The 26865-nt window shown below is 32.8% G+C and carries 22 protein-coding genes; 1 reads left to right on the top strand and 21 read right to left on the bottom strand.

The features are described from left to right. Positions 1 to 23 precede the first annotated feature (23 nt). The 19 genes from licT to ACXKY9_RS32340 form a co-directional block, all read right to left on the bottom strand. Positions 24 to 872: a BglG family transcription antiterminator LicT gene (licT, locus tag ACXKY9_RS32430; RefSeq protein ID WP_016090319.1), complete on the bottom strand. Its 849-nt coding sequence runs from the start codon at positions 870 to 872 to the stop codon at positions 24 to 26. Between the two features lie 1886 nt (positions 873 to 2758). Next, on the bottom strand, positions 2759 to 4312 hold the full coding sequence (locus tag ACXKY9_RS32425; RefSeq protein WP_016090318.1) for an NPP1 family protein: 1554 nt from the start codon (positions 4310 to 4312) through the stop codon (positions 2759 to 2761). Positions 4313 to 5247: 935 nt separating this feature from the next. Further along, positions 5248 to 5871: a hypothetical protein gene (locus ACXKY9_RS32420; RefSeq protein WP_016090316.1), complete on the bottom strand. Its 624-nt coding sequence runs from the start codon at positions 5869 to 5871 to the stop codon at positions 5248 to 5250. After that, positions 5868 to 6413 carry a hypothetical protein gene (locus ACXKY9_RS32415; RefSeq protein ID WP_016090315.1) on the bottom strand — a complete coding sequence of 182 codons (546 nt, stop codon included), beginning with the start codon at positions 6411 to 6413 and terminating at the stop codon, positions 5868 to 5870. The genes ACXKY9_RS32420 and ACXKY9_RS32415 overlap by 4 nt, the downstream gene beginning before the upstream one ends. 86 nt (positions 6414 to 6499) lie before the next feature. Continuing rightward, a complete protein-coding gene (locus ACXKY9_RS32410) occupies positions 6500 to 6706 on the bottom strand; it encodes a hypothetical protein (protein ID WP_000879960.1) in 207 nt (68 codons plus the stop codon). Between the two features lie 72 nt (positions 6707 to 6778). Next, the gene (locus tag ACXKY9_RS32405) at positions 6779 to 6982 is read right to left on the bottom strand and encodes a hypothetical protein (RefSeq protein WP_000949459.1); all 204 of its coding nucleotides are present in this window, start codon (positions 6980 to 6982) and stop codon (positions 6779 to 6781) included. Between the two features lie 67 nt (positions 6983 to 7049). Beyond that, positions 7050 to 7253, bottom strand: a complete 204-nt coding sequence (locus ACXKY9_RS32400) for a hypothetical protein (RefSeq protein WP_000956352.1) — start codon at positions 7251 to 7253, stop codon at positions 7050 to 7052. A 41-nt stretch (positions 7254 to 7294) separates the two neighbouring features. Beyond that, a complete protein-coding gene (locus tag ACXKY9_RS32395; RefSeq protein ID WP_042970383.1) occupies positions 7295 to 8161 on the bottom strand; it encodes a hypothetical protein in 867 nt (288 codons plus the stop codon). A gap of 1 nt (position 8162) precedes the next feature. Beyond that, on the bottom strand, positions 8163 to 9095 hold the full coding sequence (locus ACXKY9_RS32390) for a type II secretion system F family protein (protein WP_016090314.1): 933 nt from the start codon (positions 9093 to 9095) through the stop codon (positions 8163 to 8165). Further along, positions 9088 to 10521 carry a TadA family conjugal transfer-associated ATPase gene (locus ACXKY9_RS32385; RefSeq protein WP_016090313.1) on the bottom strand — a complete coding sequence of 478 codons (1434 nt, stop codon included), beginning with the start codon at positions 10519 to 10521 and terminating at the stop codon, positions 9088 to 9090. The genes ACXKY9_RS32390 and ACXKY9_RS32385 overlap by 8 nt, the downstream gene beginning before the upstream one ends. A 16-nt stretch (positions 10522 to 10537) precedes the next feature. After that, entirely contained in the window at positions 10538 to 11356 is an 819-nt protein-coding gene (locus ACXKY9_RS32380) for an AAA family ATPase (protein WP_000375878.1), read from the bottom strand. A gap of 16 nt (positions 11357 to 11372) precedes the next feature. Further along, complete coding sequence (gene cpaB / locus ACXKY9_RS32375; RefSeq protein WP_016090312.1) at positions 11373 to 12233, bottom strand: Flp pilus assembly protein CpaB; 861 nt, start codon at positions 12231 to 12233, stop codon at positions 11373 to 11375. A 418-nt stretch (positions 12234 to 12651) separates the two neighbouring features. After that, positions 12652 to 12813, bottom strand: coding sequence for a hypothetical protein (locus tag ACXKY9_RS32370; RefSeq protein ID WP_000358416.1), 162 nt, complete (start codon positions 12811 to 12813; stop codon positions 12652 to 12654). 131 nt (positions 12814 to 12944) lie between these two features. Beyond that, positions 12945 to 15293 (bottom strand): hypothetical protein, encoded by a 2349-nt coding sequence (locus tag ACXKY9_RS32365; RefSeq protein ID WP_040120042.1) that lies wholly within the window; start codon positions 15291 to 15293, stop codon positions 12945 to 12947. A gap of 123 nt (positions 15294 to 15416) precedes the next feature. Beyond that, positions 15417 to 16790 (bottom strand): S-layer homology domain-containing protein, encoded by a 1374-nt coding sequence (locus ACXKY9_RS32360; RefSeq protein WP_040120043.1) that lies wholly within the window; start codon positions 16788 to 16790, stop codon positions 15417 to 15419. Positions 16791 to 16987: 197 nt separating this feature from the next. Continuing rightward, a complete protein-coding gene (locus ACXKY9_RS32355) occupies positions 16988 to 17383 on the bottom strand; it encodes a DUF4320 family protein (RefSeq protein WP_001181729.1) in 396 nt (131 codons plus the stop codon). Positions 17384 to 17407: 24 nt separating this feature from the next. Continuing rightward, positions 17408 to 17857 carry a hypothetical protein gene (locus tag ACXKY9_RS32350; protein ID WP_016090308.1) on the bottom strand — a complete coding sequence of 150 codons (450 nt, stop codon included), beginning with the start codon at positions 17855 to 17857 and terminating at the stop codon, positions 17408 to 17410. A 15-nt stretch (positions 17858 to 17872) separates the two neighbouring features. After that, complete coding sequence (locus ACXKY9_RS32345; RefSeq protein ID WP_016090307.1) at positions 17873 to 19366, bottom strand: hypothetical protein; 1494 nt, start codon at positions 19364 to 19366, stop codon at positions 17873 to 17875. A 32-nt stretch (positions 19367 to 19398) separates the two neighbouring features. Next, the gene (locus tag ACXKY9_RS32340) at positions 19399 to 20346 is read right to left on the bottom strand and encodes a hypothetical protein (protein WP_001002554.1); all 948 of its coding nucleotides are present in this window, start codon (positions 20344 to 20346) and stop codon (positions 19399 to 19401) included. A gap of 2560 nt (positions 20347 to 22906) precedes the next feature. On the opposite strand from ACXKY9_RS32340, the gene ACXKY9_RS32335 reads away from it, so the two are divergent. Continuing rightward, positions 22907 to 23647 (top strand): MerR family transcriptional regulator, encoded by a 741-nt coding sequence (locus tag ACXKY9_RS32335; RefSeq protein WP_000572539.1) that lies wholly within the window; start codon positions 22907 to 22909, stop codon positions 23645 to 23647. 34 nt (positions 23648 to 23681) lie between these two features. Here the strand turns inward: ACXKY9_RS32335 and ACXKY9_RS32330 are convergent, their stop codons facing one another. Both ACXKY9_RS32330 and ACXKY9_RS32325 read right to left on the bottom strand, forming a co-directional pair. Further along, entirely contained in the window at positions 23682 to 25136 is a 1455-nt protein-coding gene (locus ACXKY9_RS32330) for an FtsZ/tubulin family protein (RefSeq protein WP_001097031.1), read from the bottom strand. 4 nt (positions 25137 to 25140) lie between these two features. Beyond that, positions 25141 to 25563 carry a hypothetical protein gene (locus ACXKY9_RS32325; protein ID WP_001006726.1) on the bottom strand — a complete coding sequence of 141 codons (423 nt, stop codon included), beginning with the start codon at positions 25561 to 25563 and terminating at the stop codon, positions 25141 to 25143. Positions 25564 to 26865 lie beyond the last annotated feature (1302 nt).

The following is a 26865-nucleotide window of genomic DNA, read 5'->3' as shown; positions in this document are numbered from 1 at the left end:
TAAACAGTAACAATCCCGTTTATTCAATTACATAATTCATTGCGTTTCGTTACACGATGAATGTGCAACGTCAAATACACCTTTTCATCTTTTGAAAGATGACTATTATGTGCTTTTTGTAAGTATGCTTCAATTTTTTCTGTACAACAATACGCCTCTTCGTACTTATTTTTCACTTGCTCGTATAAAAAATCATCATCGGCCGAGCTCAATTCCTTCTGCATTAAACGCTGAGCAAAATATCGCAAATGCGTTACAAACCGACTATAATTAAATGAATTCTCATCTAAGTTCATCTTATAGTGGTACTTTACAACATTTAAAATATCTTGGACGATTTTCGTCATCGTTACCGTTTGTTGCATTGCCGGCTCTCCTTGCTGTGCATTAACGAAATGCAGTGCAATTGACCCTGCCTCATCTTCAGAAAGTCTAAGCCCAGTCTCTTCTTCAATGATGTTCAAAGCTTGTAGACCAATTTCAAACTCTTTCTGATAGAACCTCTTTATCTCCCAAAGCAGAGTATTTTTGAGATTCATTCCTTCTTTATGCCGAGTTAAGGCGAAACTTAAGTGATCCGTTAATGTAAGATAAATATAATCACTTAAATCCCCCGGCAAAACTGTCTTAGCAAACTGAATAATTCTCTCTGTAATCTCTAAATTTTCTACAGGAATTTCAGTTAGCAACTTAGCGAGTTTCTCTGATAATTCTCTTGTTTCTAGCACAAAGGTTTTTTCTATCTTAGATTCATCAATCGCATCGCCTACTTTTTTCTGAAATCCCAAACCTCTGCCCATAAGTACAACTTCTGTCTCATTATCCTTCATCGTACAAACAACATTGTTATTTAAGATTTTATGGATTCTCATATTGTTCCACCTTCTTCTTAAAGTCACAAAAGGTAATAAAAAAACCTAAACTGATTCCAAAAGCCACACTACACCCGTAGCCTCTAGATCAATTTAGGTTTTGCCTGCTGAACAGTAACAATCCTTTTAATTATTAACTTACCTTCATTATACACAAAAAGGAAGCGGTTGCAACGATAAATTATTGAATTTTTTTTACAAAGCAAAATACTAACAGTTAATCAGCTGTTGCTTAAATTCCACTAAAACTTTCTCTCTTCATAATCTTCCGTATCAGCTTCTTTCTACAACTCCTGCTACGTAGTCAGTTGCTTAATATTATAAAGCAAAGAAAGAAGAATATAGTTTAGTTCCTGTAATTAAGGATTTAAGTGGCATTTTACTTATTAATACTTTAAGGTTTTTTGATTGTTGTACTATGATTACCCGCTCTAATAAAGATGATGATAAAGATACTCTTGAGTATAAGAAAGAATTATCTAGTATTCTAAGTGCCATTAATAACAACCTTAACAAAAAGGAACCAATTTACTTCCTTTTTAACAAAAATGAAAAGTTCAAGTTTGACCAAATTTAAACTGTTCGTGAGCTATATGAAAGTTATTTAATTAAAAGTGAGCTAACATTTAAATCATCTCATATGCCCTTGCTACCAAAAACATTCTTAAAAAATTCAACAACACCTATAAATATAGAAATTTATCAAAAGAATGTAATGGAATTTCTTGATGGACATAAAAAGTCAAACCTTGGTCTAGAACAAGTAGAAAATTTCGATAATATCTATAAATCTATACAAACCATGCAAAACAACTATATAAAATAAGAGACCATATAATGGTCTCTTATTTTAGTACAATCCATTCATAGCTTGCCTACTCTTTTGATTTCTTCATTTAGGCATACGGACTAACACAATCCTCTATTTTTTCAATTGATAGCCTGTACTATTTTTCTGCAAAATGGTATATAAACGAAAATGTGTTGTCGTAATTAGTCTAGCTTTTGTTGAAGATTCTTTTCTAAATTCTTGAAGTAATGTATAATTAAAGTGTCCTACATGAGATATTGAGTCATATCTCATTTGTCATTCAAAAAAGGCCTGTATATAAAAATAAGGCCTTTTTGTATGTATTCCTAAATATCCTTCTTATCCTCCAGTTTGAGTATTAGTATGATTATCTGTCATTTTAAAATATTACATACTATTCACTATCTCCTTGATCATTTCAAGTTAAATAAATGCAATCTTTTTATGAGCATTTTTACGATTCGTAATCCACTTGCACTACTTACTTAGTACATAAAAAGTGAGATTAGTCAGCAGTTTAATTTACTCACATTTTTTAATTTAGTTGTTTTACCCATAATTCCTTTTCATAGTTAAGGGCCGATCCTAAAACAGCTACCACTTTATTAAACCATTGTAAAATTTCTTCTTTAGAGAATGTTCCTTTCAAAAATACAACTTAATAATATTTGAAACACGTCAATACAATGGTATATGTTTTAAAATATATATTAAAAGTAAAATCCTTATTTATCAGGTTTTTGTACACTATGTTTTTCTAATTCTCCCTTTTCAAGGGATGGACAATTAATGATTAAAAATACAAAAATTCATTATTAGGAAATGTGGCTGCGGTCCAGAACAGCTATCCTTTCACTAGGCTTATATAAAAGAAACCGAAGTCATGGCTCAGACTTCGGTTTTTAGCTGTACTTAACCTCACCTTTTTATCTCTTAACAAAACTTTGCAACAGAACACTATATTTCCTATTAATATAGTTAATCCAATCGAGCAAGCCGAAATAAATTTTTGAAGTATGCATACTCATTTTCTAATTAGATTAATATAAAAGGAATAGAAACTTTATAATATTTTTTAGTTTGGAAGAGCGTAGAATTTCACTTTAAATGTACCGTTAGAAGTATATCCGCTAGGAGGACCTGAGATATACAAATTCTTTCTATTATCTCCTGAAGGGATCGTTAGAATAGAACCATCTCTAACAGCTGACCAAATTCTAGAGTCTGCACCTGATTTATCTCTTGAAATGTTAAATGATAAAGAGGTAGCACCTGCTCCTTCTAAAACAACTCGTACTTTGGTACCTGCCGTAAGATGTTCAAGTGAAAAATTATTACTTGATCTACTGCTTTGACCAGGCTGTGCCTTATAGAGTGACTCCACTTCTCTTGTTAAAGTTCCTGTTACATTAGACAATTTGAATGTTTGATTATTATCACCATGGAAATTATATACTGTAACATTTGTTCCATTTGCAGTACCATAACCACTTACATCTAACACTTTGTTTTGATCCTTCTTATTCCTTACATAATAATATCCATTTCCTGCTTCTGTTGGTATCCAATATTGCTCTTCCTTATTTTGATTAGATGTAGCAACTACATTATTGGAACCATTAAGATCATTCCAAGCTAATACTAAATTTTCATTTGTTACACTTTTAAATTGATATGCATTTTTATTTGAATCATATACTAGCTTCCATTTTTGATTATTAGCGTTGCGATTTTGCCACAACAGAACATTTCCATCTGCTTGATTTAAGTCAACAACACTACTATTATTTAAAGTAGAAACTATTTGATAAGCACCGCCATCTTCCAGTTCCGGTGCGTAAGGGTTAAAGTCATTGGCATTGGATGGCTTTGCGCTATCAAGGGCTTCTTCAAATCTTCCATCTTTGATCTCAAGTGTTGCAGATCCAAAGTTCGTAGTCATTAGTTTTTCTCGAATAGCTAGGCTTGGATAGCCATTCCAACCAACCATTGGTAAATGGAGCCACTGGTGTTTATAGTTTTCTGGCGGCTCGTCATTGCTATTAGCCAGGCGAAAAGCATGTGTCGAGAGGCCGTCCTTATGGTATACAATTTTCGGGTGGCTTCCACTGAATTTAACGTCTGAGCGAGGCTTAGTGTACCAGTTACCATGTGCTGAATAAGTTACATATTGAACCTGACCATCTTTAATCCAAACTATTGTGTGTTCCCAGTCATGTCGATGTCCAGACGCAGCAGGGCCCGAAGTTGATTGATCTTTTTCAAAGTAACTCGCATACATAATGGCAGTCCAACCATTATTTGATTTGGCCCGAGAATAAGTGTTTGAATTTTCCAGTCGGTTAACATCTCTACAGACACTTTCCGGGGAACCGCCCAAACTTAGGCCAGGGTTAGTCGTGCCATCTGGAGAAATTGCTGCAGTCGCATAGCACCCGTCTGTGTCGTAATCATACACAGGAGCATAATCTAACTCTATCTTTGACGCATTTTGTGGAAGTGCCTTGATTACATCCCCATATGCTTTTGGGATAGAAAGAAAACTCTTATCTAATTCTCCACCTAAGTTGAATGCAAATGTACTCAATACAATTAACGCGGTCATTACTATTTTTGATATTAATTTCATATTACTCCTCCTAGTTATATGAATAAAAATCATTACTAAAAACATTTTTTAAAGTAGCGTAGATTATAATTTTCAGCTCTAATCCTCCTTTCAACATATAAATATAGTTTTTTGGAAAATATAGCTCTTAACATCCATCATAAAGGTCCACTTTTGTCTAAACGTAAAAATCCTCAAAATAGCGTGGTGACCTCTAAATATATCTCATAAAGTTTATTTTATGCCATTTATATATCTTGTTTATTGAGAAATATAATTCAAATCAGTGTTTTATTCAGAAGTAGATAAAGCACTCTTTCGAAGGTCTTCTAATATTCTAATTTTAATTTAAGAGTTCTCTTTTGCTTAAATATAATAAAAAAGAATCCTTGTTATAAGGATTATGCAACATCTCAAACAATGTAATATCCATTAAGTGGATTAATTGGGCACAAAATTATCTTTTAGGGGGTACCTTAAAAACTTAGCTTGATAGCAATGTAGTAGGACCCCTAATAAAAGTAGATGATGCCTTTATGTACATCACCTACTTAAATGATTCAAAGTAATTCGAAACCCATTTAGTGTTATTTTCTGCAATATATTCTTCTGCAAGAATTAGTCTTTTGACAAGTTCTTCTTTAGTTAATTTCATATATTTCCTTCTCAGGTTATCAAGATTACGGTTTAGTTTTATTTTATGAAATTCAATATCCTCGTAGGAAATTGAACGTTTAAATGTATTGTTTTTGCTATTCTTTTTTTGCTTATGAGTTTTACTATGTTGGTTGTAAATGGATTCATTTAAAGGTTTTAAAAATCAAAAAGTACATCACTATACCTAAAAGTGATGTACTTAATATATATTCAATGTGTGACATTAAAGACAAACAATTACTCTGTATATAAAAAAGCACATTCACTTAGCCTTAATTTTACAGAATACTTTTGCCTTTTTATTTTAAGGCGATCCATTCGTAACTTTCCCACTCTTTAGGCTTCTTATCATACTTTAAACGTCCAGTCGTACAGAATGAAGCAATCATCCATTGTATAAGATTCATCTTGGCATATGGGTCAATACACTCTTCTATTTTTTTCAATTGATAACCGGTACTATTTTTCTGCCAAATTGTATATAAACGAAAATGTGTTGTCGTAACAAGTCTAGCTTTTGTTGTAACTTGCCATTTTGCAATTTTCGTTAAATCCTCTTTAACTTTTCTATCATACTCTTGTTTTATGACTTTATAACTCTTATCTTTATTAATTAATCCATTAGAAAATGAAAAAGGCATTTGATGCACCTCATAGACAGTTCCTTCTTCGTCTCCTAAAATGTTTGATTCTACTAGAAATATATTTTTTAGTTTTAACTGTTCCGTTAATTCTTTTCCGCTCCGATAAAAAGGTTTTTTTATCTTCTGAAGCAGAACAACCTGTACAATTAATCCGATAAGTAACGGATACGCTAGTATAAACACCATATTAATAAACATATTTGCAATAAGTACCCCTACTAGTGCGAATATCGTGAAATAAATATACGTTTCTCTTTGATGAATGATTCTACTATTCAAGCTAACATACCTCCGTTTTGATAAATAGTGAAAGCAACATACATAATTGCTCCTAATAAAATAGAACAAGCCCCTGGAAAGCTCTGTATTAGCTGTATTTCTTTCTTTGGTAGTTTTGCCCCAAATATAGAAGCAGCATGCTCCAATTGGTCTTTAATCGCTCCCGCAAACCCTAAAATTTTAATTAATCGATACACACTAGCAATCCAAAAGAATAGTAAATGAAAAGCTGTTAATGTAATTGCGGTAAGCATAGCCGATTCTTCTACTACATTGCTAACATATAAACCTACCACCACAAGCATTTTGGTATCACCGGGTGAAGAAAATTTAAATGTCTCTAGCAATAAACCACACACTAAGGCCATGACTAGTACAATTGCAATCTCTTTCCCTGTTCTTGTTCCGGCAAGGTACGTGATTCCTATCCCCAATATTAAAAATAGTAGATGCCACATATTCTTCGTTTTTCTATATTTCAAATCAGTAAATACATTTAGGAACATGTAACTTAGTAATAATCCCACAATATACAGACCCATTTTCTTTACTCCCCTCTTAATTTCATAAAAAATGCTGTGTAAAAAAGGGACCCCCTTTTAGAGTAGCCCCTCGTTTATTTTTACATTTATTTTTTGTTCCAAGAATCTACATCTGCATTGCTTGATGCTTTTGTGAATCGAGCTAGGATTGTATCATAGCCACCTTGAATTGCTTTCCATACGAACGGGCCAATTACTAATACGATAATCACCGCTAACGCGATTAACATACCGTTTTCTGATGATAATTGTGAGTCTTCATTTTTTAACCAACTTTTCATTTTTGCTAACATTTTATTTCGTCTCCTTTATATATCGATTTTAAGAATCTACTAAAATTAGAACTTATCTATTTAAATCTTTAATTACTTATTCCAAGAATTTACGTCTGCATTGCTTGATGCTTTTGTGAATCGTGCCAGGATCGTATCATAACCACCTTGGATTGCTTTCCATACAAACGGGCCAATTACTAATACGATAATCACCGCTAACGCGATTAACATACCGTTTTCTGATGATAATTGTGAGTCTTCATTTTTTAACCAATTCTTCATTTTGGATAACATATTTAAATTCCCCCTTATCTATTTATTTGAGCTATACGTTACAAACATCATTAATCTAAAACTTTTATTACTTATTCCAAGAATTTACATCAGCGTTGTTTGATGCTTTTGTAAATCGAGCTAGAATTGTATCATACCCGCCTTGAATTGCTTTCCATACAAACGGGCCAATTACTAATACGATAATCACCGCTAACGCGATTAACATACCGTTTTCTGATGATAATTGTGAGTCTTCGTTTTTTAACCAATTCTTCATTTTTGTTAACATGTGTAATGCTCCTTTACCTATTCCATTTTTGATAACATCTTCTATAAACTTGCAAATCCTTGCATTAAGGATTGAATAACAATCACCATCGGATAAATCACAATACATCCAATAACTGCGACGTTAAATTTATTCATTTCCATTGGTTTATTTTGAATGAGACGATTATAGTTCTCATGTTTTAACTCACGCATCATTTTAATCTGTGCATCCATAATACGAAGACTCTGTACCTTGTCCGTTTTTTGCGCTTGTTGCAATGCAATCGTAAAGGTATTTACTTCTGGACTATTTAAGGCTGCTGCAAAGTTTCGAAATGGTTGATCCGATCCTGCATACATTTCTAATTCCGCAGTAAGTGTAGATACATACGGACGAAGATGTCTTCCAGCATATATTTGCGCCTTTTTGACTGCTTCTAATGTTGTATGTGTTTTTAACAACTGCAGCATAGGAATTAGATACTCTGGTAATTCGAACTTCCTAGCTTCTATCGCCTGCTTGATTCTTCTCTTTAATAGATAATCAGGATAGAAATACAGCAGCGGCGAAACCAAAACACCCACTTTAAATAAGTAGTAATCATAGAACACCGTACATATCAAGAAAACAGAGGTGAAAATGATGGGATATGCTACCTTCATCTTTAAATATTCTTCTGGTTTCGTATCCAGGCCAGCTTCTTCTAATTTTTTCTGAATCTGCTCTTTCTTTTCTTCTGTCAGGTACTTATGTGATAACGACTGGAAGGGCGCGAGCATCATCTGATTTAAATTCTTCTTTTCAATTCGTTTTGCATTTTCTACATAGTTCGTAAGTAAGCTACCGCTGTCTTTTTTACTTTGTAGAAAGGTAGAGAATACCCAGTACATGACAACGAATACCACTACAGCTAAAATCGTAGCCACCTTATTCCCCTCTTTCTGTTGGGTTATAATTTGCAATCTTTTCTACACGGGTTGCTAAGAAAAAGACAATGAACATATTTACCGCTAACGCGATTTTCCCCATCATAGAACCTGCTAAAAATCCATATGCTTCTTTTGACATCAACATAATAACAATCGGCATAGCAATGACGATGAAGCAATTCTGTACAAAGGCACGTTGTGCTTGCGACAAACTAGAACGCAATCTTGCCAGGTATAGCTTTTGTTTTTCGAAATCTTCTGCAATATCTAGTAAGACTTGCACTGAATTTGTTCCACCTTCTCGGCTACACACTTCCAACATTTCATGGAAGAATACCAATTCTCTAAAGTTAAACGTTTCATTGAATTCTCTAAATGCACGATGCATTGTGGTTCCACCTTCTAATAAAAGAGAAACTTTTTCTATTTCTTCTTGAATGCTTTCATGCATCATTGGTTTCACCTGAACTAACACACGTTTTGCATTGTTGCTAATTTGAAGTGCATTTGCTACTGCCTTCATATAGATAGAAAGACGGTCAATGACAATCAAGTAGTAACATTTTTTTCTTCGATAAAGAAGAAACCTTGGAACTAAAAATCCAGATAAAACAGTAATCAGTGTAAAAAGATCTCTACCAAAGGAAAAATAGAATACTGCTGCAATACTCATTCCGGAAAGAATCGTATATACCCAGTACATACTTTTTGTCAATTTCCACTCGTACTTTTGGGCTTCTTGGATAACGGATTGTGGCAAATACATTCGTATCCCTTTGATATTTCTTAATTCCAAGCGCCTTTCTTCTTTCTCATTTTCTTGAACAAATTGAGAAAGAGCAGAACCTTTAGATTTTGCAAAAAGTAAAACGAGCAATCCTACACTAATAAAGATTAAAAATATACATCCATAGGCTAACAAACTATGCATACTGCACCTCCTTTTGTGAAAGGAATGGCGCATAAAGAGCTGGATTTACAGTAGAAGAACGGAATTTCTTCTCCATTTCAGCTGACATTTTTGCTGTAATGATATGATCTCCATGAATCTTTCCTACTCTCTCATTCATTTCATCGTATTCCTCACCCGACAGAATAAATTGAGAAAGCTGATTGAACTGTATATCATCTCGATAATCTAACAATTCAATCATCTCTGTAATATAGCGATTCCCATCATCTTTCTTCTCTAAAAAGACAATCACATCAAATGTCTGTGAAATTAATTCATATAAATACTGAGCATCAATATTCGCACCACTTTGCAGACACATAAGCATTAAACGTCTAACCGCTTCTTTTGCACTTCTTGCATGGACAGAGGTGAAACCAGGATGTCCTGTTTGAAAGAAGTTAATCATTTTTAACGCTTCTTTCCCCCTCGATTCTCCTACAATTAATCGCTTTGGTCCTTGACGTAAAGCATTTGTTAACAATCTGTCAAAATCGATTGCATTTTCTTCTACTTCCGATGCCCTACATTGCATCGGAACGAAGTGATGTTCTGGAAATATGCGATGTAAATAGAGTTCGGGGTTATCTTCTACTACGAGAGTACGTTCTTTCTTCTTCCCATTTGGAATATGAGAAGCAAGATACTTCATAAACTCTGACTTTCCTGTACCTGTTGCTCCAGCGACTAAAATATTCATTTTGGCTTTCACAGCTGCAGCCAAAAAGTGTAACATTTCTTTCGATGCTTGATTGGTAGATAACATACGTTCTTTAGAGGCACGGAGGTGATCTGCATTCTTACGAATCGTTATTGTTGTTCCTAGCCCCCCTAGCTCATCTAGGGCTATATTGATTCTTATATACGGAAATACGCAGTCCACATACGGCTTTGCTGTATTTAATGACTCTGATGTACTGTTTACCATCTTATAAGCTAGGGCTTTCACTTCTTCTTCTGTCTCAAATCGGTAAGGAAATGTACATTCTCCCTCTCCGATTTTTTCGTAAATGATTTCTTTTGTGCCATTGATATAAATATCCGTTACATCCTTATCTTCTTTTAAAGGTTCTATAATCCCAAATCCAACAATTTCATCACACACCATATTTAGTAACTGTTCCGAAGGTACATCTGAAACGACGACTTGATTGCTTAGTAAAAAGCCTTTAATAATTTGCTCCACAGCTGTTCTCTTCTCTTTATTCATAAAGGATTCGCTTAAGATATCACGATGTTCTTTTACTAAAAATGCACGAATTTCATCTGTAATATCTTTAATTTGTTGAGCTGTAGTTGTTCCTAACTTTCGAACCGATTTAGAACGAATCCTATAACCAAAGTGATATAAGTCCACTCGATTTCGCTTTAAGGATACTTGTTTTTCCTGTAAATAGCCCCACATACTACTTGCCACCTTTTTAATTTCGTAAACCAAAGAGACCCTTTTTCATAGAGGAGTGCTGGGATGGAATATTAAGACCAGCTACTTCCATAATATGATGGACCTTTGCATTAATTTGCGGGGAACCAAATTGCATTCCCCATTCATAACTCGTACGATCTCTGTCATACGGAATTGTCACCGCAATGTTTTGGGAAGAAAGCTTTTCAATATCTTCTACATAGTCCTCGTCTCCCATATTCAAAACATGAATCATACGAGGTAATGTTAGCTTTGCTTCTTCTATTAGTTGTAATTCTCTTTTAATTGCTAACGCACCACGAGGGTTGCCATTTAGCACATGAACAACAAGGTCTGATTGGTATAGGATTGGGTAACTAAGCACCTCGGATAATTCAGTTGGTACCGATAGGATGATGTAGTCATATTCTGTATCTACAAGTGATTCGATAAATGTCGTTACAAACAATTCTTTGTTTTGAATCTCTGGGAATTGAGTTAAACTATAACCTGATGGAAACACCAGAAAATCCATCTTATCGTGTAATTTTTGCGTCAACCTTGGATTCACTTTTTTTTCTAGTAAATCTTGCTTGGTACAAATATACTGCAAGAGATTGTATTCATTTTCTTTTCTTACAAGCCCTAGCATATTTTTACTCTCATGGCTAAGACCTGTTCCAACCGCGAAGTTTGGTCTTACTTGGTCCGCTTCTACATAAAGCACCTTTTTCCCTAAATGAGCTAACTCATTTGCCATCGCAATACTTAACGTACTTTTTCCTACGTTTTCGTTTGTCGCATAAAAGGCAACCATTCTTACTTGCCGGTCCATCTTAAAAGCCCCTTCCTTATTTGGATTCGTTCAGATACTGTGCAACATATTCTTTTACACTTTTAGATATGGGATTGGTTGAATGCTTCTCTACATAGTCTAAAATATTTTTCTGGTCAGATATTTGCGAGAATCCTTCTGCTGGTTCTAATTCTTTCCCTGTTTGTTCTACCTTTTGTCCAACTGCAACAGGAATTACATCTCCAAGTGTTTTCGCACGATTTAGATATTGAAGTTGTTCTGGTGAAACAGCCAATGTATATAATCGCGTTACTTTTGGCTTTTGTTTTCCTTCTTGTTCCTCTTTTGATTCTTTCTTTTCTAGTACAAATGCATCTTCTGTATTGCTATCCTTTGCAGCCGTAACACGTACACGTTGGAAAAGACCACCGAATACTACCTTCTCATTGTCCCCGTCCTTCACAACCTGCTTAAAATATAAGTCCACATAAGTGTTAGGAATGATACTATTACCTGAACTTGTTTCCAAATCAACAAGTAACGGGAATGCAACTTCTCCATCTTTCAAATTTAAAATAGCAGAGTCAGGTAACTCCTCTTTCTTTACTACTTTATTTTTAAAAAGATAGCTATTTTCGGTGATGGGCTGCCCATCATTTGTCCACTTACCTATAACCTCTTTTTTACTTACACGTAATGCATTTGGAGGAATCCCATCACCAGGTAATGTTCGTTCCACTAGCATTTCTTCTTTAATCTCTGTATGCGCAGGTATATCCTTTGCAGCTACAACAACTTTTGTTGGTTTTACTGCATTTTCTACTGCAAAATGATTGTATCCATAGATACCCGCTACTGTTATAGCAGCTAAACCTACCGCTGTAATCTGCTTCTTGTGAAACTTAGACGGCTTCAATGTTTATATTCCTCCTTATGTAGCCTTTAAACGCAAAAAAGGACACACCTATGGCGTAAAACGCCTTAGGTGTGTCCTTTTAGCTAATCTAAAGTCTATATGAAAATGTTGGATTTATTTTCTCTAATATTACAATCTCAATATTATGATATATATAGTTTCATGTCAATCATTTCTAAAAAATATCTGTTTTTTCTATTTAAAAACCACGTAATCGATAATTAACCTCGCTCCAAAAACCCTGTTATAACAAGATTTCTAACCTATTAAGCATCCCAAAAATATGTTGTAATTAATCTAACACAACTGAATATTCCAAGGTGTCGGTTGCTATCCTTTCTCTTTCATTTTATGGAGAAAAGAAGAGATCATTTGGAAATACTGTTCACAATAGTTGATGCAAGAGGCAAAATTATTATTAAAACGAAATCAATTTTGTTCCTGTTTCAAAATACTTTGCAGGAGCATAACTTTTCCCATTCCGATCCTGAAATTCACTTCCAATATATAACGATGCAATCATTACGATAATTCCAATGAAAATTACACGTTTCATACGTTGTTTTTTCTTTTTATCCATTCAATATTCCCCTTTCTACAAAAAAAAGACACATCCCATTAAGGGATGTGCCTTTGGTTTATCCATTCAGCTACTAGTTTAAGAAGGATATCTTATTGTGTTGATTCATCTAATTATACTATATTTTATTCTCATTTCCTATTTCTCATGTAATACCAATCTGTTAATTTATAAAGTACATCTTCCTTACCAACCCAATTCCAACCAACTCCACTTCCTCCAGGGAATGGATCGTCAGGAAATACTCTTCTTTTTATGAAATCATCATACGCAACACCCTTAATCTCTACTTGCTCAGTTAAACATAAACTCATTTCATTGATACCTGCTGGAGCTGTTTCTACATTAAAAGTGTATACACCATTTTTTGTCTTCAGTGGTGAATACCATTTTTGGCCACCATCAATGATTTTCTCTTGTCCATCCCAATATAAAGACTTAGTTGGTCTTTTACTATCAAAAACATGTCCTGTTGCTTCAGATAAATACATATTTTTAGGTAGGAATTTCGCTGTAGTATCTTTAAGTTCTTTCTTCTCTAAATCTTGAGTAGACTTTAATCCTTCGTCTGCAAATGGGTATTGTGCCTTAGCAGCAGTAAATACACCAGGGTAATTCGCATTCCAATCATTTTTGTACTTACCGTTTACTTCATACGAAAATCCATAACCAGAATGTAGCTTAGAAGGAGCTAAATTACCAATACTCCCTGTCAAAGTTTCATAATACATTGCCCCAGTTATATCTTCTTTTGATACACGTTCACTTACTGTTTCTACTACACCTTTTACACTCGTTACACCACACATTGCCTTTTCTTTTGAAGGCTCATAGATTGCTGTTTTAATAGGATTATTTTTGTACGTAGTTTCCTCGATGTCTATACGATTACCAGCAGGGTTAATTTCCGCTTGAATTGTTCCTTTACCTTTATGTTGCCAGTCAAGGTTCAGGGTTTTCTTTTCTCCCTCAGTTAATCTTACCTTTTGTAAAGCTACTTGTTGTCCGTTATGTTTTAACACAACTACTGTTTCAGGATTCATATATTTTTCTTCTAATACATCTAACTTTTTAATTTTATTCTTCTCTTTTTCTAGTTTCTGTCTTGCATTATCTAGCTTACTTGCTGCACTATCTAATTTATTTTCTTCCCAAGAGCAGTCTCTATCATAATAGTGATCCTTTCCCTCGGCATCTACTTCATGAATTGGATTGCGACGACAATAACTTAAGCTGGATTGTGCACTATCTCTATCAGATTCAGTGCTGTTTATTTCTTGCTGTGACTTATTAATATTGTTGTTTACTTTTGCTCTATATTGATCACGCTCTAGTTTAAAATTATCACGTGATACATCTACTCTTGTTTTGATATTCTTTCCTTCTCTTGCTGTTTCTCCTTCAATTCGGTCAGCAGAGAAATCAATTTTATATTTAAAGTCATCTTCATCACCTGGATCTGGGTTAGGTGTTACTTCAGTACCGCAGTTGCCATCAATGGTGAAATCAACAGCTTTCTCATTTGATTCCCTCTGAACAGCATCTAGGACTTTAATTTTCGCAGTATATTGCCCACACAATTGCGGCTGCCAGGTTATATCTTCTTTTTTAAATTGCCCTGCATCTCCTTCATTTGGTTTTTGGTTATCTTTTTGTGGAGTTGAACGCAGATAATTTTCTTGGTGATACACGGTTTCACCATCTTTTGTAATATCTAACATCCATTTAACTCGGTTCCGTTCTCCAGCAGCTTTTTGATAAGGGTTTACTGTTGTTCCATTGGGATCTCGGTCATTGTATCCTTTATTTTTACTTACATACTCAAAACCTTTAAATGTAAATTTAACAGGTATATCTTTTTTTCCACTCATAGCTTGAAAGTCTTTTACTTGAGGTTTACTTGTACGTACATACCACAGGCTATATTTATTTATATTACCTACACCACTAGCACCAGCGTATCCACCAGAAAGATATGCAATGTCACGAATCCAATAAAACTGTCCAAGTTCTCTAAAACTTTCATAAGTTTGTATCATATGTTTATCCATATTTTCTAAAACGAATTCTGGGTTTCCCCAATATTTACTAGAAATAACAGAATTATTAACCCTTTCTACTTCAGTCACCATACGGTCACCCGCTGGTACTTTACTATTTAAATAACCTTCATTTGCAATTCGAATATACGGCTCTGAAGTATCTTCAGCTTGTACTAAATTCTCCCTTGGGTTATCCCAATTAAAAGAGCCGTTATATACTGCAGGAAAGTGCACATCGGCCCTGTATAAAGATTCTTTAGCTGCATATCCACTTCCAGGTCTATAATATTTTCCTGGCAACTGTAAGTTAAGTGAAGTTAAAAACGAATCATTTTGACCGTTATAGAATGGGACATCGTTGTTTTTAGCACTTGCCATACTTGGTATAGCAAGCATAGTTGAAGTACAAATAAATAGTAAACCTCTTTTTAATTTCATTTCTTTCTCCTCCCAAAACATAAAAAAGGACACACCTGTACCATTGGGATGGTACGTAAGGTGTGTCCTTTACGTATGCTTAATTAAATATTATATTCATATTTTATAATACTTAGTATATCATTATTTTGTTTCAATTTGAATATACATTGTATCAAAAGCTGCAGTTTGACCAATACGGACTTTATAATTACCTTTTTGATAATTGTTAATAGAGTCTTGCGCAATAGTTTCATCAATTTCTTGCTCTAAATTCAATCCACTTAAGAAGGTAACCCATCGTTTAGCTAATTCTACAGTTGCTGGATTATTATCTAAAAAATAGATTTTATAATTACTATTTACAGAACCTTCAACTGCGAATTGTGCACCTATTGAACCAGCTGGAAGATACATATCTTTATCCAAAATACGTACTCCTCCTCTTAAATCTTTATATTTAAGATTCGTATTGTACTTTTTATTAATATCTTTTACTATATTTTGTGCTTCTGATGATAATTGTTTTTGCACACTTTCATTTTTCAAAGCTTCAGGGTGGTAATCAAAGTCAGGTTGTGCAATCTCAACGTCTAATCCCTCAGGTACTTTAGGCTGTTCTGGTTTTTCCTCTGGTTTTGTTTCTGGTTTTGTCTCTGGTTTTGTCTCTGGCTTAGTTTCTGGTTTTGTCTCTGGCTTTGTCTCTGGCTTAGTTTCTGGCTTTGTCTCTGGTTTTGTCTCTGGTTTTGTCTCTGGCTTTGTCTCTGGCTTTGTTTCTGGTTTTGTCTCTGGCTTAGTTTCTGGCTTTGTTTCTGGCTTTGTTTCTGGCTTTGTCTCTGGTTTTGTTTCTGGCTTTGTCTCTGGTTTTCTTTCTGGTTTTGTTTCTTTTTCAACTGCATTAATAGAGTTGTATAAGAATTGGCTATATTGTTCACGGGTTACATGTGTATATGGTGAGTACATATTACCTCCTGTACCAATAGTAACGCCATTTTCTTCTAATGCACTAATTGCTTTTAATGCCCATGAGTTTTTATCAACATCTGCAAATTTTGTTGTTTTCGTTGCCTTAAATTTAAAAGCATTTGTAAGCACTTGTGCCATTTGTTCACGAGTTAAAATATCATCTGGACCATACTTCCCATCACCAAATCCATTTACAAGTCCTGCTTTAGCAAGTGCTAAGATTTCTTTTTCAAACAAATGTCCTTTAATATCAGTAAACGGATTTTTGAAGCTAGCATCTGCATCTGCTGGTTTTACGTACATATAAATCATACGAGCAACTTGCCCACGAGTTACATTATCACCAAAGCCAAAGATATTATTTCCGTACCCTTGCACTACTTTACGATTTGTTAAATCATAAATTGCTTTTGTAGACCAGTGATTTGCTGGAACATCATTGAATTTTAATGAGTCTGTGTTATCAGCCTTAGCAGTAAATGCTCCTGCTCCTAGTAATGATGTACCCATAATTGTTAGTGCTGTTGCTGTTTTTAAAAATTTGTTAGCCATTGTTTGTTCCTCCAAATATATTAGTTTTTCATAGATTCTTTTATTGTACCTAATTTAAACATAAAATCCAGATAATTTAACATATAAATTAATTAATTAACATTTTTTATAACTTCTGTCTATATAGGTATATTTTCCTGACAAAAAAACTATACTTTTCAGCATAGTCTTTTATAGTACAAATCTTAGAATTTTCATTACTTAAAATATACTTGTCCCAATCCCTCTTTACTCGCCCATATCGGAGCTTTTATGCCATCTACACCAATCAACTTAAATATGAAGAAATGGTGTTCTGCTTTCACCTTAAAAGAAAGGGATTGATTATGATCGATGCGTCCCTTTGTATACTCATACTTCCATCCATCCATCTTTTCTTCTTTCATTCTTTTCTCTATCCCAGGGACTAAATCCACCCTTTTTCCATTGTAATCATATTGAAATCCACCCTTATTTTCTGCGTTTTCTACCATATCAGCAGCAAAGTTATGTGCTTTCACTAACTGTATTCCGTACAAAACGCCTTCGGGTAAAAGGCTAATTAATAATAAAGAAAAGGTAAGGAATAGAGCCGTAGTTACTGTATTTTGCATTTTTAATGCACCTACTCTTTTTCTTTATTTTACGTTTCCACCTATTTGTTTTTCTTTTCCATTCGCATCATAAATAATAATACTTCTCGCTTTACTCTTTATCGTTTCTTTTTTTTCATCAAATTGCTTAAAATAACTAGCAGCTTCTGCATCACTTTCGACAGCAATCATTGCTGGTTTTTCCTGTACATCATGTACAGTGAAGTTACGTTTTGAAGCGGGATCTTTAAAATCCGCATTACCGTTATACGCCTTTTCAAACTCTTGTTTCGCTTTTTCTGGATCAATAGCTATTTCTTCTTCTGCACGCAGAGTACCTACTTTTACAGACTTAGCCACAGCTATCTCACCTCCCCTTTCTAAAGACGATTTATTATCAGTATGTGTTGTATCTCCAATCACCATATCAGTTACAAAGGATAGACAACCTACAAATAACAGCAACATACTTGCTGCAACAATAAACTTTTGCATTCCTCTTCAGCCTCCTTAACTTTCAGACTTTCGAAATCGAAATCCACTTAAAATGGAACTTTTTTTGGAATTCAACAATTGATTTGGTAGCAATAACTCTGCTATTTCCTTCATTATTCCTTCTAACTCTTTATAATAGTTGCGACTTGATAGTAACGTACTACTATTCAATTGTGACTCAAACACATCTTCTATTTCATATGGTGGTAAAGCAGTTAATACCTTATCTCCAAAGCATTCTTCTACTATTTCATGCTTTAAAAGTACAGGAGAAAACTTATTCCCAATGATCCTCACTTTCTCTAAACCTAAGTAAGAAACGAGCTTTCTCTCTTTTTGTGTAAGAGGATGCGCTATCTTTAGCAATTGATGCAGATCTGGTTCCGCTACAAAGAATATGTAATCCGCCATTTCACATATCTCATGGTATAAATCTTTATCCCAATCGCTTCCTGCATCAATAATAGATATAGGTGCTTCCTGGTTGGCCAATAAAACCTTAATAAAATGGTCGAAGTCCTGCTCTGTTTCGTTTTTCAGCTCTTGGTCAACTATAGGATTCTTTACAATATAGTTTATTCTTCCTTGCTTCCATTTTGGAATTAATAATATATCAGATTCCTTCTGTAGCATCTCTTTATATCGCTGCAACATAAATTCACTACGATAGTTTTCTGGCGCTTCTGTATATCCCTTTAATAACGGATACGTATAACCATCATCATATAGATTCTCTATATAATTCACATCAATCTGTAGTTCATTTAAGTAAGCGGCTAAAAGATGTGAAACAAATGTGGCACCACTTCTCCTGTTCATGCTGGCCACAACAATTGTTCGTCTTGGAATAGCAATACCAATTTGTTTCTCATATACTGGCTCAAAAGCCAATTTATACTGTTTTTTTATAATTGGCGCTTTTGACGTTTCTTCCTGAATAGACTTACGCTTTTGTTTGTTTTTAAATAATTTTAAATTAGAGTGTGATTCACTGTTGTTACCTTCCTCTAATTCACTTGATACTTTCGCTTCTTCCTCATCAAAAGGCACTTCAGGCAATTTCGTATGTTGCGGTGCTTGACTTGCTCCTACAATTTCCACCACATTTTTAATATCCGATTCCTGTAGCAGCTGTGGGATGACTTTATTATCAATATCAATTTTACGAGAGTTAAAAATGTCATAGATACCTAGATAAATCAGTTTCGCTAAAAATTCATCATTATTTTCACGCTCTGTAAATACTACAATGCGAATATCCCGCTGAAAGCGAATGTCTCTTAACTTCTGTAAAATAATTAATTCTCGCTTATCTTCGTGTCCCGCATCAATATTTAATCGTTTGTCATTAATACATAGAATATCAGGTTGCTCCGTATCTAGAATTTCATCTAAATACTTTATGTGCATGACATCACTATCAGCTACTTCAAATCCTGCACCAACAAAATCCTCACGTAAATATGCCGTATACACAGTATCACTAATAGCTAAAACAATCTTTTTCATTATGAAAAACTCCTCTTTGATAGAAAATCACTTTAAAGTAATAGCATGTTTTCAAAAGGCACTTTTGTTGCGTTTTGTATTTTTGTTAATAATTCGGTGAGAAGTGATTCTATTTCAAATCCATCCAAATTACATGGCATATTATCAATAAGGTTATATTTGACTCTAACCTCTAAACGATCCTCTATTTCTTCTAACGGTATCGCACTAAATAAACTTTGTTCATATATAAATCCATCCCGAAGATTTTTTTGTATTTCTGTCTTGTCTTTGTAAACAATGGTTACTTGTGCTAATTCAATAAAAGGATTATCTAAAGTTAATTTTGTATTCCAGTTTAGACTCCAGATTTCACAGCGGCCGTCCGCATGCACAACATTAGCAGCTACAGATGGAGTAATTGTAAATAAACGATCTACTGGAACATTTGTAAAAGTAGTTGTTTTTCCTTCAACTACTTTCAGTCCTCTTTCCTCACGTTCATGCTCAAGCGAAATTTCCGCACCAAACAATGCAATTTCACAAAATACTTGTTCCATTATGGGTTTAATGCCTTCATACGTTCGAACAGCAAATACACTAAATTCTTGTGTTTCATCCGTTCGAACTAATTCATAAATGCTAAATTCCGCTGCATTTACAATTGCAAAAGGAATATCTTGTACAAAATTAGGATTTATAAATAGAGAATCCGGAATCACTGTCTCTGGATGTTTGAAAAACTCTAAACCAAGCTGATATCCTTTTAGAAATGCATTCTTAGCAGCAGCTGGGAATAATGTTTCAAATCTTTTGAGATTGCTTTTAAATTGCTTCTCTTCGACCTCGTTATTAAATTCTCTATCTTGTAAAATGTTTACACGATCAGCAAGCAGTAAAAAATAGTAGTTAATAAGAGAATTAATTCTCTCCTCAAAAACTTGATTATCTTTACAATATTTATCAAATCTTCTTTTACTTTCACTAATAATTTCATTCATTCTTTAATACTCTCCTTATCATTTTCTAGTTATTAAATAAAAAAAGACACACCAATGGCAGGTATATGCCCTCGGTGTGTCCGTTTAGCAAGAATTAAATATCTCTCGATTTGTATATTAATTTTAAACAATAAAACTTATGTATAAGATTATCTATATAATATCTAAATGTCAATACTACTTCGCAATTATTAAATAAACTCACAAAAATAATGCTTCTAATTGATTAACCTTTTCTTTTTTGCATATGTCATTTAATAACCTAATTCAGGTAATACTATTAGTATATCTAAGTATAGGATTTTCATAACAAAATTTCGATTTTTTTATTTACAACTAAATTTCAAAAGTAAAAAACATTCATTTAATATATTCCTTACCTTAGAGAACTTTAAATATAAAACAATCTTTATATTACTCATAGCATAACTAACAGCAAACGACTAAAGCATATTAATGTTATGTAAACAATAAAGCGACACAAACTCGTTCGGTTGATATTAACATATCAACTGACATTGACATGAAATTTCATATTGAGAGATGAATACAAGTTAAACTAACCATCCAGTTCATACCTAAGCCAATTTATTAATTACATATTTCGCAAACAAAAATTATAAAATTGCTTTTAAGTTCCTATTTTAGTTATTAGACAAAAAGCACGCTAATAATGAATATACATCCATAACATATTTTTCTTGTAACAATTAAAATGACTTTTAGTTAGTATATACTTATATTAGAATGATACACAAAATCATTTCTTCTACTCAAATACTATAAAAACTACAATCTATAATTATAGATTGTAAAGATATTAGCTGCACTTTTTTTATCATAGAAAAGAACTCATACTTATAGTATGCCCAAATAAATAAGTCGTATACCTAAGTATTACAACTGCTATTTACAACCAAAACTCCCAATATGCTACACCGTTCTTTTTATAAACCTCCTTGATCAAGAAGGTTTCAAAGAAAGTCTATCTCCATTTAATTTTTAACACAATTTGAAGTACACAACCCAAATTTGTTAATGTCATATAAACAATTAACCAACACTAATACCCTCGAATGAAATTAACATATCAATTGACATTGATATGAAAGGAAATAAAAATGTACAGATGTTAATTTCATATCGATATTTTATGTGTTATATCAATCCGATGATACTCAGATATAAATTAACGTAAAACCAATTAGTAGATCTACATTTATTATCATTAGTTACTGGAATGTAATAACTAACAAACCAGCGCATGCTATATTTTATTACTAATTACTTTTATTAACTTTTTAATGGGTATCTAAGTCATAAACACCCATTAGAATAACTAATATCTCTAAATGTAAATGGCAGTTTCTATTTCTGATCAACATGACATTAACAATTAGGATGATTTATCTTTTGTTTGGATGTTTTTTGTTAATGTCATATTAATCTCATAGAAATCCCTCATTTCATGTCAATGTTATCTTTATGGATATTCGAAGTATGCTTATCTAATTTTCGTTAACATATCAATCTCATTGTCTTATTTATGAACTTATTAATATATGCAAACGCACACTAGAAATCGGATATCTACAAAATACATCACTTGGATTATTCTAGTATTCTGAGTCGAACCTTAGTATCTTAAAAACTTCCTCAAAATTATCTATAAAATCCTTCGTTTATGGTTCACATTTCATGTTAAAAGGTAATCTTTTTAGATCAACATGTATACAAAGGGTTGATCTATATCTATTATAGTTAACAAAACATTAACAATAGGTGTTCGTATGTTATTAGTAGGTGGTTTTAGTGTCGGTTTCATGTCAATGTCATGTTTCATGTTAATGTCAACTCGCGGGCTCAATCTGTTCTTTAATGCTGATAAAGATCATTTTGTTGATACTGACTACATAAATTTCTATCACGACATGCAATATACAACTTAAATTGTACATTCTACACTAAATTAATATACATAAGTAGATCCTAACTTGTATGTGGCAAGTAAATAGGGAGTAGGACGAACCTCTTCGAAGTATTATGATTGTGCTCCTATATCCTTAAATACCGTTTTGTTTATTGAACAATACTAACTCTACATTAATATTATTTACTTTTTACTAGTTTTTATACGTGATAATTAGATTTTGGGCGTTACTTTGTGTATTTTCCGTTATATACCCGGATTATATCCTTATAACTTATTTACAAAATAGCTTTATTTCCTTATCATTAATATTAAGTAGCCTGATTTGTTAATCTCATAGCAACTATCAATAGCGCTACTGCAATAATATATATATTCCCATTAACAAAACATTACCAATTATATATTTCAAATTGGTAATAAAGTTACTGATTCACCGAATTCTATACTAAACGTTAATGTTCTGTTAACAAGTATATGTTTACATGTTAATTCTATATTTCATGTAATTCACTGGATTGGTAGGGATTTTTACTAATATTATCGAAATACTAGCTAACATGTTAATCTCAGCTCACATGTTAATTATAATTAGTTATTTATGAGTTGATTTTTGAGGAGGTAGTTACAATGATTGAGCAAAAAAATGAAAAACAAGACCATCAAATTAACGATGATGATATATTAGATGATAATGTTTTCGAAAAAGCATGGCGGATAACAGAATTCTCAAAACTAGTAGGACGTCATCATAATACAGTTTATAATTGGTTCAATATCCTAGAAGAAAAGGGACTTCATGAAACTTTAAGAACTCAAAATACAAATGAAAAACTCTATAATGCTTTAGATCTTGAAATTGCTCTATTTATAAAGCAGAAAAGGGATGAGAAATGGTCTCTAGATGCAATTATTGACCTTTTACCACACCAATTTGATTTAAGACCAGTTTCACCAGAACATCAAACAAATGAGGTATCCACTGAATTAAACCTTCAAGCTACTGCTGAAATTATTGAAAAAATGGTAACTAAACAGTTAGAAGAAAAAATAAAACATATTGAATCTCATTATGAAGAGAGGGTAGAAAGTATATTAAAGCAATTACCACAACCAGAAGATGTAGAAACGCTAAAATTGCGTCAACGCCAAGATAGGCTTGATAATTTTATTATTGAGCATAGGGCACGTCAGGAATTAAGAAAACAAGCAGAGAGCTTATGGAATAATAAACCTGAGGAAGAGCGCACTAGAAAAGCAGGCTGGTTTAAAAAAGAGGAAGACTTGAGTAAAAAACAACTCTTCATAGAGCAGTACATACAAGATAATATTATTGAGTATATAAAATCTCTTATGGATTCAGTGGAATAATAAAAAAGTCTGGAACTTAGTCCAGACTTTTTTATTATTTTGTAGTACCAAACATCTTATCTGGATCTAGAAAATCTGCTAGATCTTCATCTTCATTTGCTCCAGCATTATTATTTTCTTCGTCACTACCCATATCAATAAAATCTCCAAATGCAAAACCTAAATCCTCATCCTCATCTATACTTTCAATCGTACTAATTTGAGACTTTTTATACTGAATTTGGCTTTGTCTTTCTTTAAATTCATTAAATTCTTCAACTAAACCTTTAGATAATCTCGATGGTAATGCATCGGTTTTATAGAAGGTATATACAGTTCCTAAGAAATCATTCTTACTTACCAAATATCCATTAAAAACTGTACCATTTATAGGTAAATTATTTGAAACTTCTACCTTAGCGTCATCCATAAAGGAATCATTAATATTCTTTTGCTCATCTAGGATAGCAAGCATACCAAAATGATGTACTTTTGATGCTTCAACAGAACCATCATCGTTCTTCTTCATCAAATCAATCGGGGGATGGAAAGAGCTTCCTCTTAATGATTCTTGGAACATTTCTATAATTGCATGGCTATTTTCTATTTGATTCATATTACGTGAAACCTTATTAATTACTAAACAGCCCGTTTTCTCAAGTAAAATACGTTTAAAATCTTGAGAATCCAGTATTACAGATGTACCAGATCCATTAGCAGCGGTATTTAACTCATGAATAATTTCACTAATACGTTGATTTGCATAATCTCGTGAATTAGCAATACCTTTTTTCTCATTTTCATTCAATTCCTTAAATTCATCGTAAAAATGCTGGTTATCAGCAAACACAACAAATGCTACACCTTTTGATTTATCATTTGCTAATTTCCAAATTTCCTGTGAAAATTTATTTACTTGTCGTAATACATCAGGCCCATCTGCTCGGACGGGAAGAGTTACAACAATCCCCATTTTAATAAAGTCTTTGCGCTCAATAGCATTTTCAAAGGCTATTCTCGCAAACTTCGCTTGATTCGCCTTGATTTCAGACATTGGATATAGCTGCGCAACTTTTTGTAATTCTTGTCTGATTACTGGCTTGTTATGAAAAGCCGAAAATTCTTCAATAGCCTTAATGATTGTAGAAGTTCCAGTTCCTCCACCTAAACCTGCAAAAAATAAAACAAGTTCATCCGAAGGTCTTACTCGTTCAGTAATAAATTCTTTTAGCTTTTCTTTTGCTTCCTCATTTGAATCAAGGACTTTTACTGCACGCTCAGGATTCTTACCTAAACCACCTAATTTCAGTGAAACTTGATTACTTTTGGGTACATTTTTTAATTCAGCTAGATCTCCATCATTACTATTTAGTGCTAAGCAATTATATACTGCTGTACCATCTGTATGTGTATATTCCGCAAATTTATCTACCATTCTAGTACCAGCTTGACCAAAACCGACCATCGTCATTTTAACTGCCACTTCATTCTTCAAGAAGTTTTTTGCCATTATTTTATCTCTCCTTATTTATCTTTTTTCTTTTCCCTAACTCAATCAGTACTTGTTGCCCTCTATAAGTTGAGATCAAAAATTTATATGGGTGCATGGTTTTTTCATAGATTAAAGACATTGATGATAGTGTACTCACACTTATTTCAGCTGAACGTCTAGATATATTCGTACGTTCAACCTCTAAAGAATAGGATTTTCCCTTTTTTTTCTTTACTCTCCTATCAATAACTACATTTTCCACTATTTCATTAATAGATATGCCCCTCATGTACTTCGTCTCTTGAAATTGTTTATTTACTATGTTTCCTATGTATAGAAATACACTATAGAGTATCTCATCTTGTTCAAGTATATCAGCAAACATGTTTACTACTTCATCTGCAAACTTGATTGTTTGATATTTTTCACTTAAAACTTCGTTCAAGTCGTCCCCCCCTTAAAACACTGGTTAATTATTCCTAGAAACATAGTACATCATTACACGTCGTATATCAAGTCATTATAAATAAAACTTATATACAGGACTTGTATATAAGACTTATAAAATTAAAAAAAGAATTAATATATATTTTATAAGGGTTTATGTATACGCCTTATATATAATGCGTATACATGTTATATCAATCTTAAATTTCATGTGATTGACATTTCAAAAAAGATTATTAAAAAAACCAAATCGAAATTCTAAAAAACAGATTAAAAACCACCAATTTTTTTAGCATAAAAATTCCAGTAAATATTATACACCTTATATATAAGCTTTACATATGAAGTGTATAGTATAATGCTTTTATATCGTAGTTAAATCGAAAAACAAATTATCTAGTTTACATACAAATTTTATATAAGACTCTTATATAAAATTTGTATGTAAACCGTATTTGTAAAGCTTATATAATTCAACTAAACTTTTTAAATATTCCAATAATAAATATTGTTCGAGTGTATTTATATTACTAGGGAGATTTCAAGACATTCTTATAGCAATTCACACTAAGGTTTTCTTTGTTACCTAGCTGTTTTAACGGGATTTATCACTTATAAGACCGCTCATTGTTAATGTTATGTTAATGTACTGTTCTTCACTTAGTACTTGTTAGTTCACATTATTATATATGTTATAAGAAAAATTATCCTCTTTTCCTCATTTGAATTCAATTCCTTGTCAATTTCATTCATTCCTCAAAAGCCAGTAGAAGAGGTTGTTAATTTCATATGAACAGCATCAATACCCTCAATATTCTACATATTAAAAAGGGAGGACTAGGATAAATCAACTTTGACATTCTAAAAGTAGTAGGCTAACAATCACATCTCTACTATAAAAAAGAAACATTTGTTCAAACTAGATTATTAAAAAGGAAATCTCATCTTATTAACATCAAAGTGATACTTACATTACAATAATTTTTTTGTAATGCAGGAGGAATGATGATAGCAATTACAACCTCACATAAAATTAACAACTGTTCAATTTTATTATTTCAGTTAAGATAACTCCTTGTTTAACGAAGAAAAAGTGAAGGTAATTCAAGTGACTAAAACCAATATGTTAAGTATCTATAGACATATTGTTAACTTATTTATGATTTGGTAGAAACAATTAATATTATTTGTCTAAGTGAATTTATGATTCTATACAAGAAAAAACATAAAAGAAAAAGTTGGAATTTTAGATTGAGCAAATAGCAGAAGTTGAAAAGAGCGTTTCATCACAAATAAAAAG

It is taken from the genome of Bacillus sp. 2175 (assembly GCF_057812155.1).
Note: the sequence above shows the minus strand (reverse complement) of the source record. Positions and strands in the feature narration are given on the sequence as shown.

Coding starts and splice junctions, on each gene's coding strand:
- ACXKY9_RS32415 (WP_016090315.1), bottom strand. CDS start 6,413: ATGGGTCTGTATATTGTGGGATTATTACTAAGTTACATGTTCCTAAAT.
- ACXKY9_RS32400 (WP_000956352.1), bottom strand. CDS start 7,253: ATGTTAACAAAAATGAAGAATTGGTTAAAAAACGAAGACTCACAATTA.
- ACXKY9_RS32385 (WP_016090313.1), bottom strand. CDS start 10,521: ATGTGGGGCTATTTACAGGAAAAACAAGTATCCTTAAAGCGAAATCGA.
- ACXKY9_RS32365 (WP_040120042.1), bottom strand. CDS start 15,293: ATGAAATTAAAAAGAGGTTTACTATTTATTTGTACTTCAACTATGCTT.
- ACXKY9_RS32380 (WP_000375878.1), bottom strand. CDS start 11,356: ATGGACCGGCAAGTAAGAATGGTTGCCTTTTATGCGACAAACGAAAAC.
- ACXKY9_RS32335 (WP_000572539.1), top strand. CDS start 22,907: ATGATTGAGCAAAAAAATGAAAAACAAGACCATCAAATTAACGATGAT.
- ACXKY9_RS32360 (WP_040120043.1), bottom strand. CDS start 16,790: ATGGCTAACAAATTTTTAAAAACAGCAACAGCACTAACAATTATGGGT.
- ACXKY9_RS32405 (WP_000949459.1), bottom strand. CDS start 6,982: ATGTTATCCAAAATGAAGAATTGGTTAAAAAATGAAGACTCACAATTA.
- ACXKY9_RS32370 (WP_000358416.1), bottom strand. CDS start 12,813: ATGGATAAAAAGAAAAAACAACGTATGAAACGTGTAATTTTCATTGGA.
- ACXKY9_RS32390 (WP_016090314.1), bottom strand. CDS start 9,095: ATGCATAGTTTGTTAGCCTATGGATGTATATTTTTAATCTTTATTAGT.
- ACXKY9_RS32345 (WP_016090307.1), bottom strand. CDS start 19,366: ATGAAAAAGATTGTTTTAGCTATTAGTGATACTGTGTATACGGCATAT.
- ACXKY9_RS32350 (WP_016090308.1), bottom strand. CDS start 17,857: ATGCAAAAGTTTATTGTTGCAGCAAGTATGTTGCTGTTATTTGTAGGT.
- ACXKY9_RS32425 (WP_016090318.1), bottom strand. CDS start 4,312: ATGAAATTAATATCAAAAATAGTAATGACCGCGTTAATTGTATTGAGT.
- ACXKY9_RS32355 (WP_001181729.1), bottom strand. CDS start 17,383: ATGCAAAATACAGTAACTACGGCTCTATTCCTTACCTTTTCTTTATTA.
- ACXKY9_RS32410 (WP_000879960.1), bottom strand. CDS start 6,706: ATGTTAGCAAAAATGAAAAGTTGGTTAAAAAATGAAGACTCACAATTA.
- ACXKY9_RS32330 (WP_001097031.1), bottom strand. CDS start 25,136: ATGGCAAAAAACTTCTTGAAGAATGAAGTGGCAGTTAAAATGACGATG.
- licT (WP_016090319.1), bottom strand. CDS start 872: ATGAGAATCCATAAAATCTTAAATAACAATGTTGTTTGTACGATGAAG.
- ACXKY9_RS32340 (WP_001002554.1), bottom strand. CDS start 20,346: ATGAATGAAATTATTAGTGAAAGTAAAAGAAGATTTGATAAATATTGT.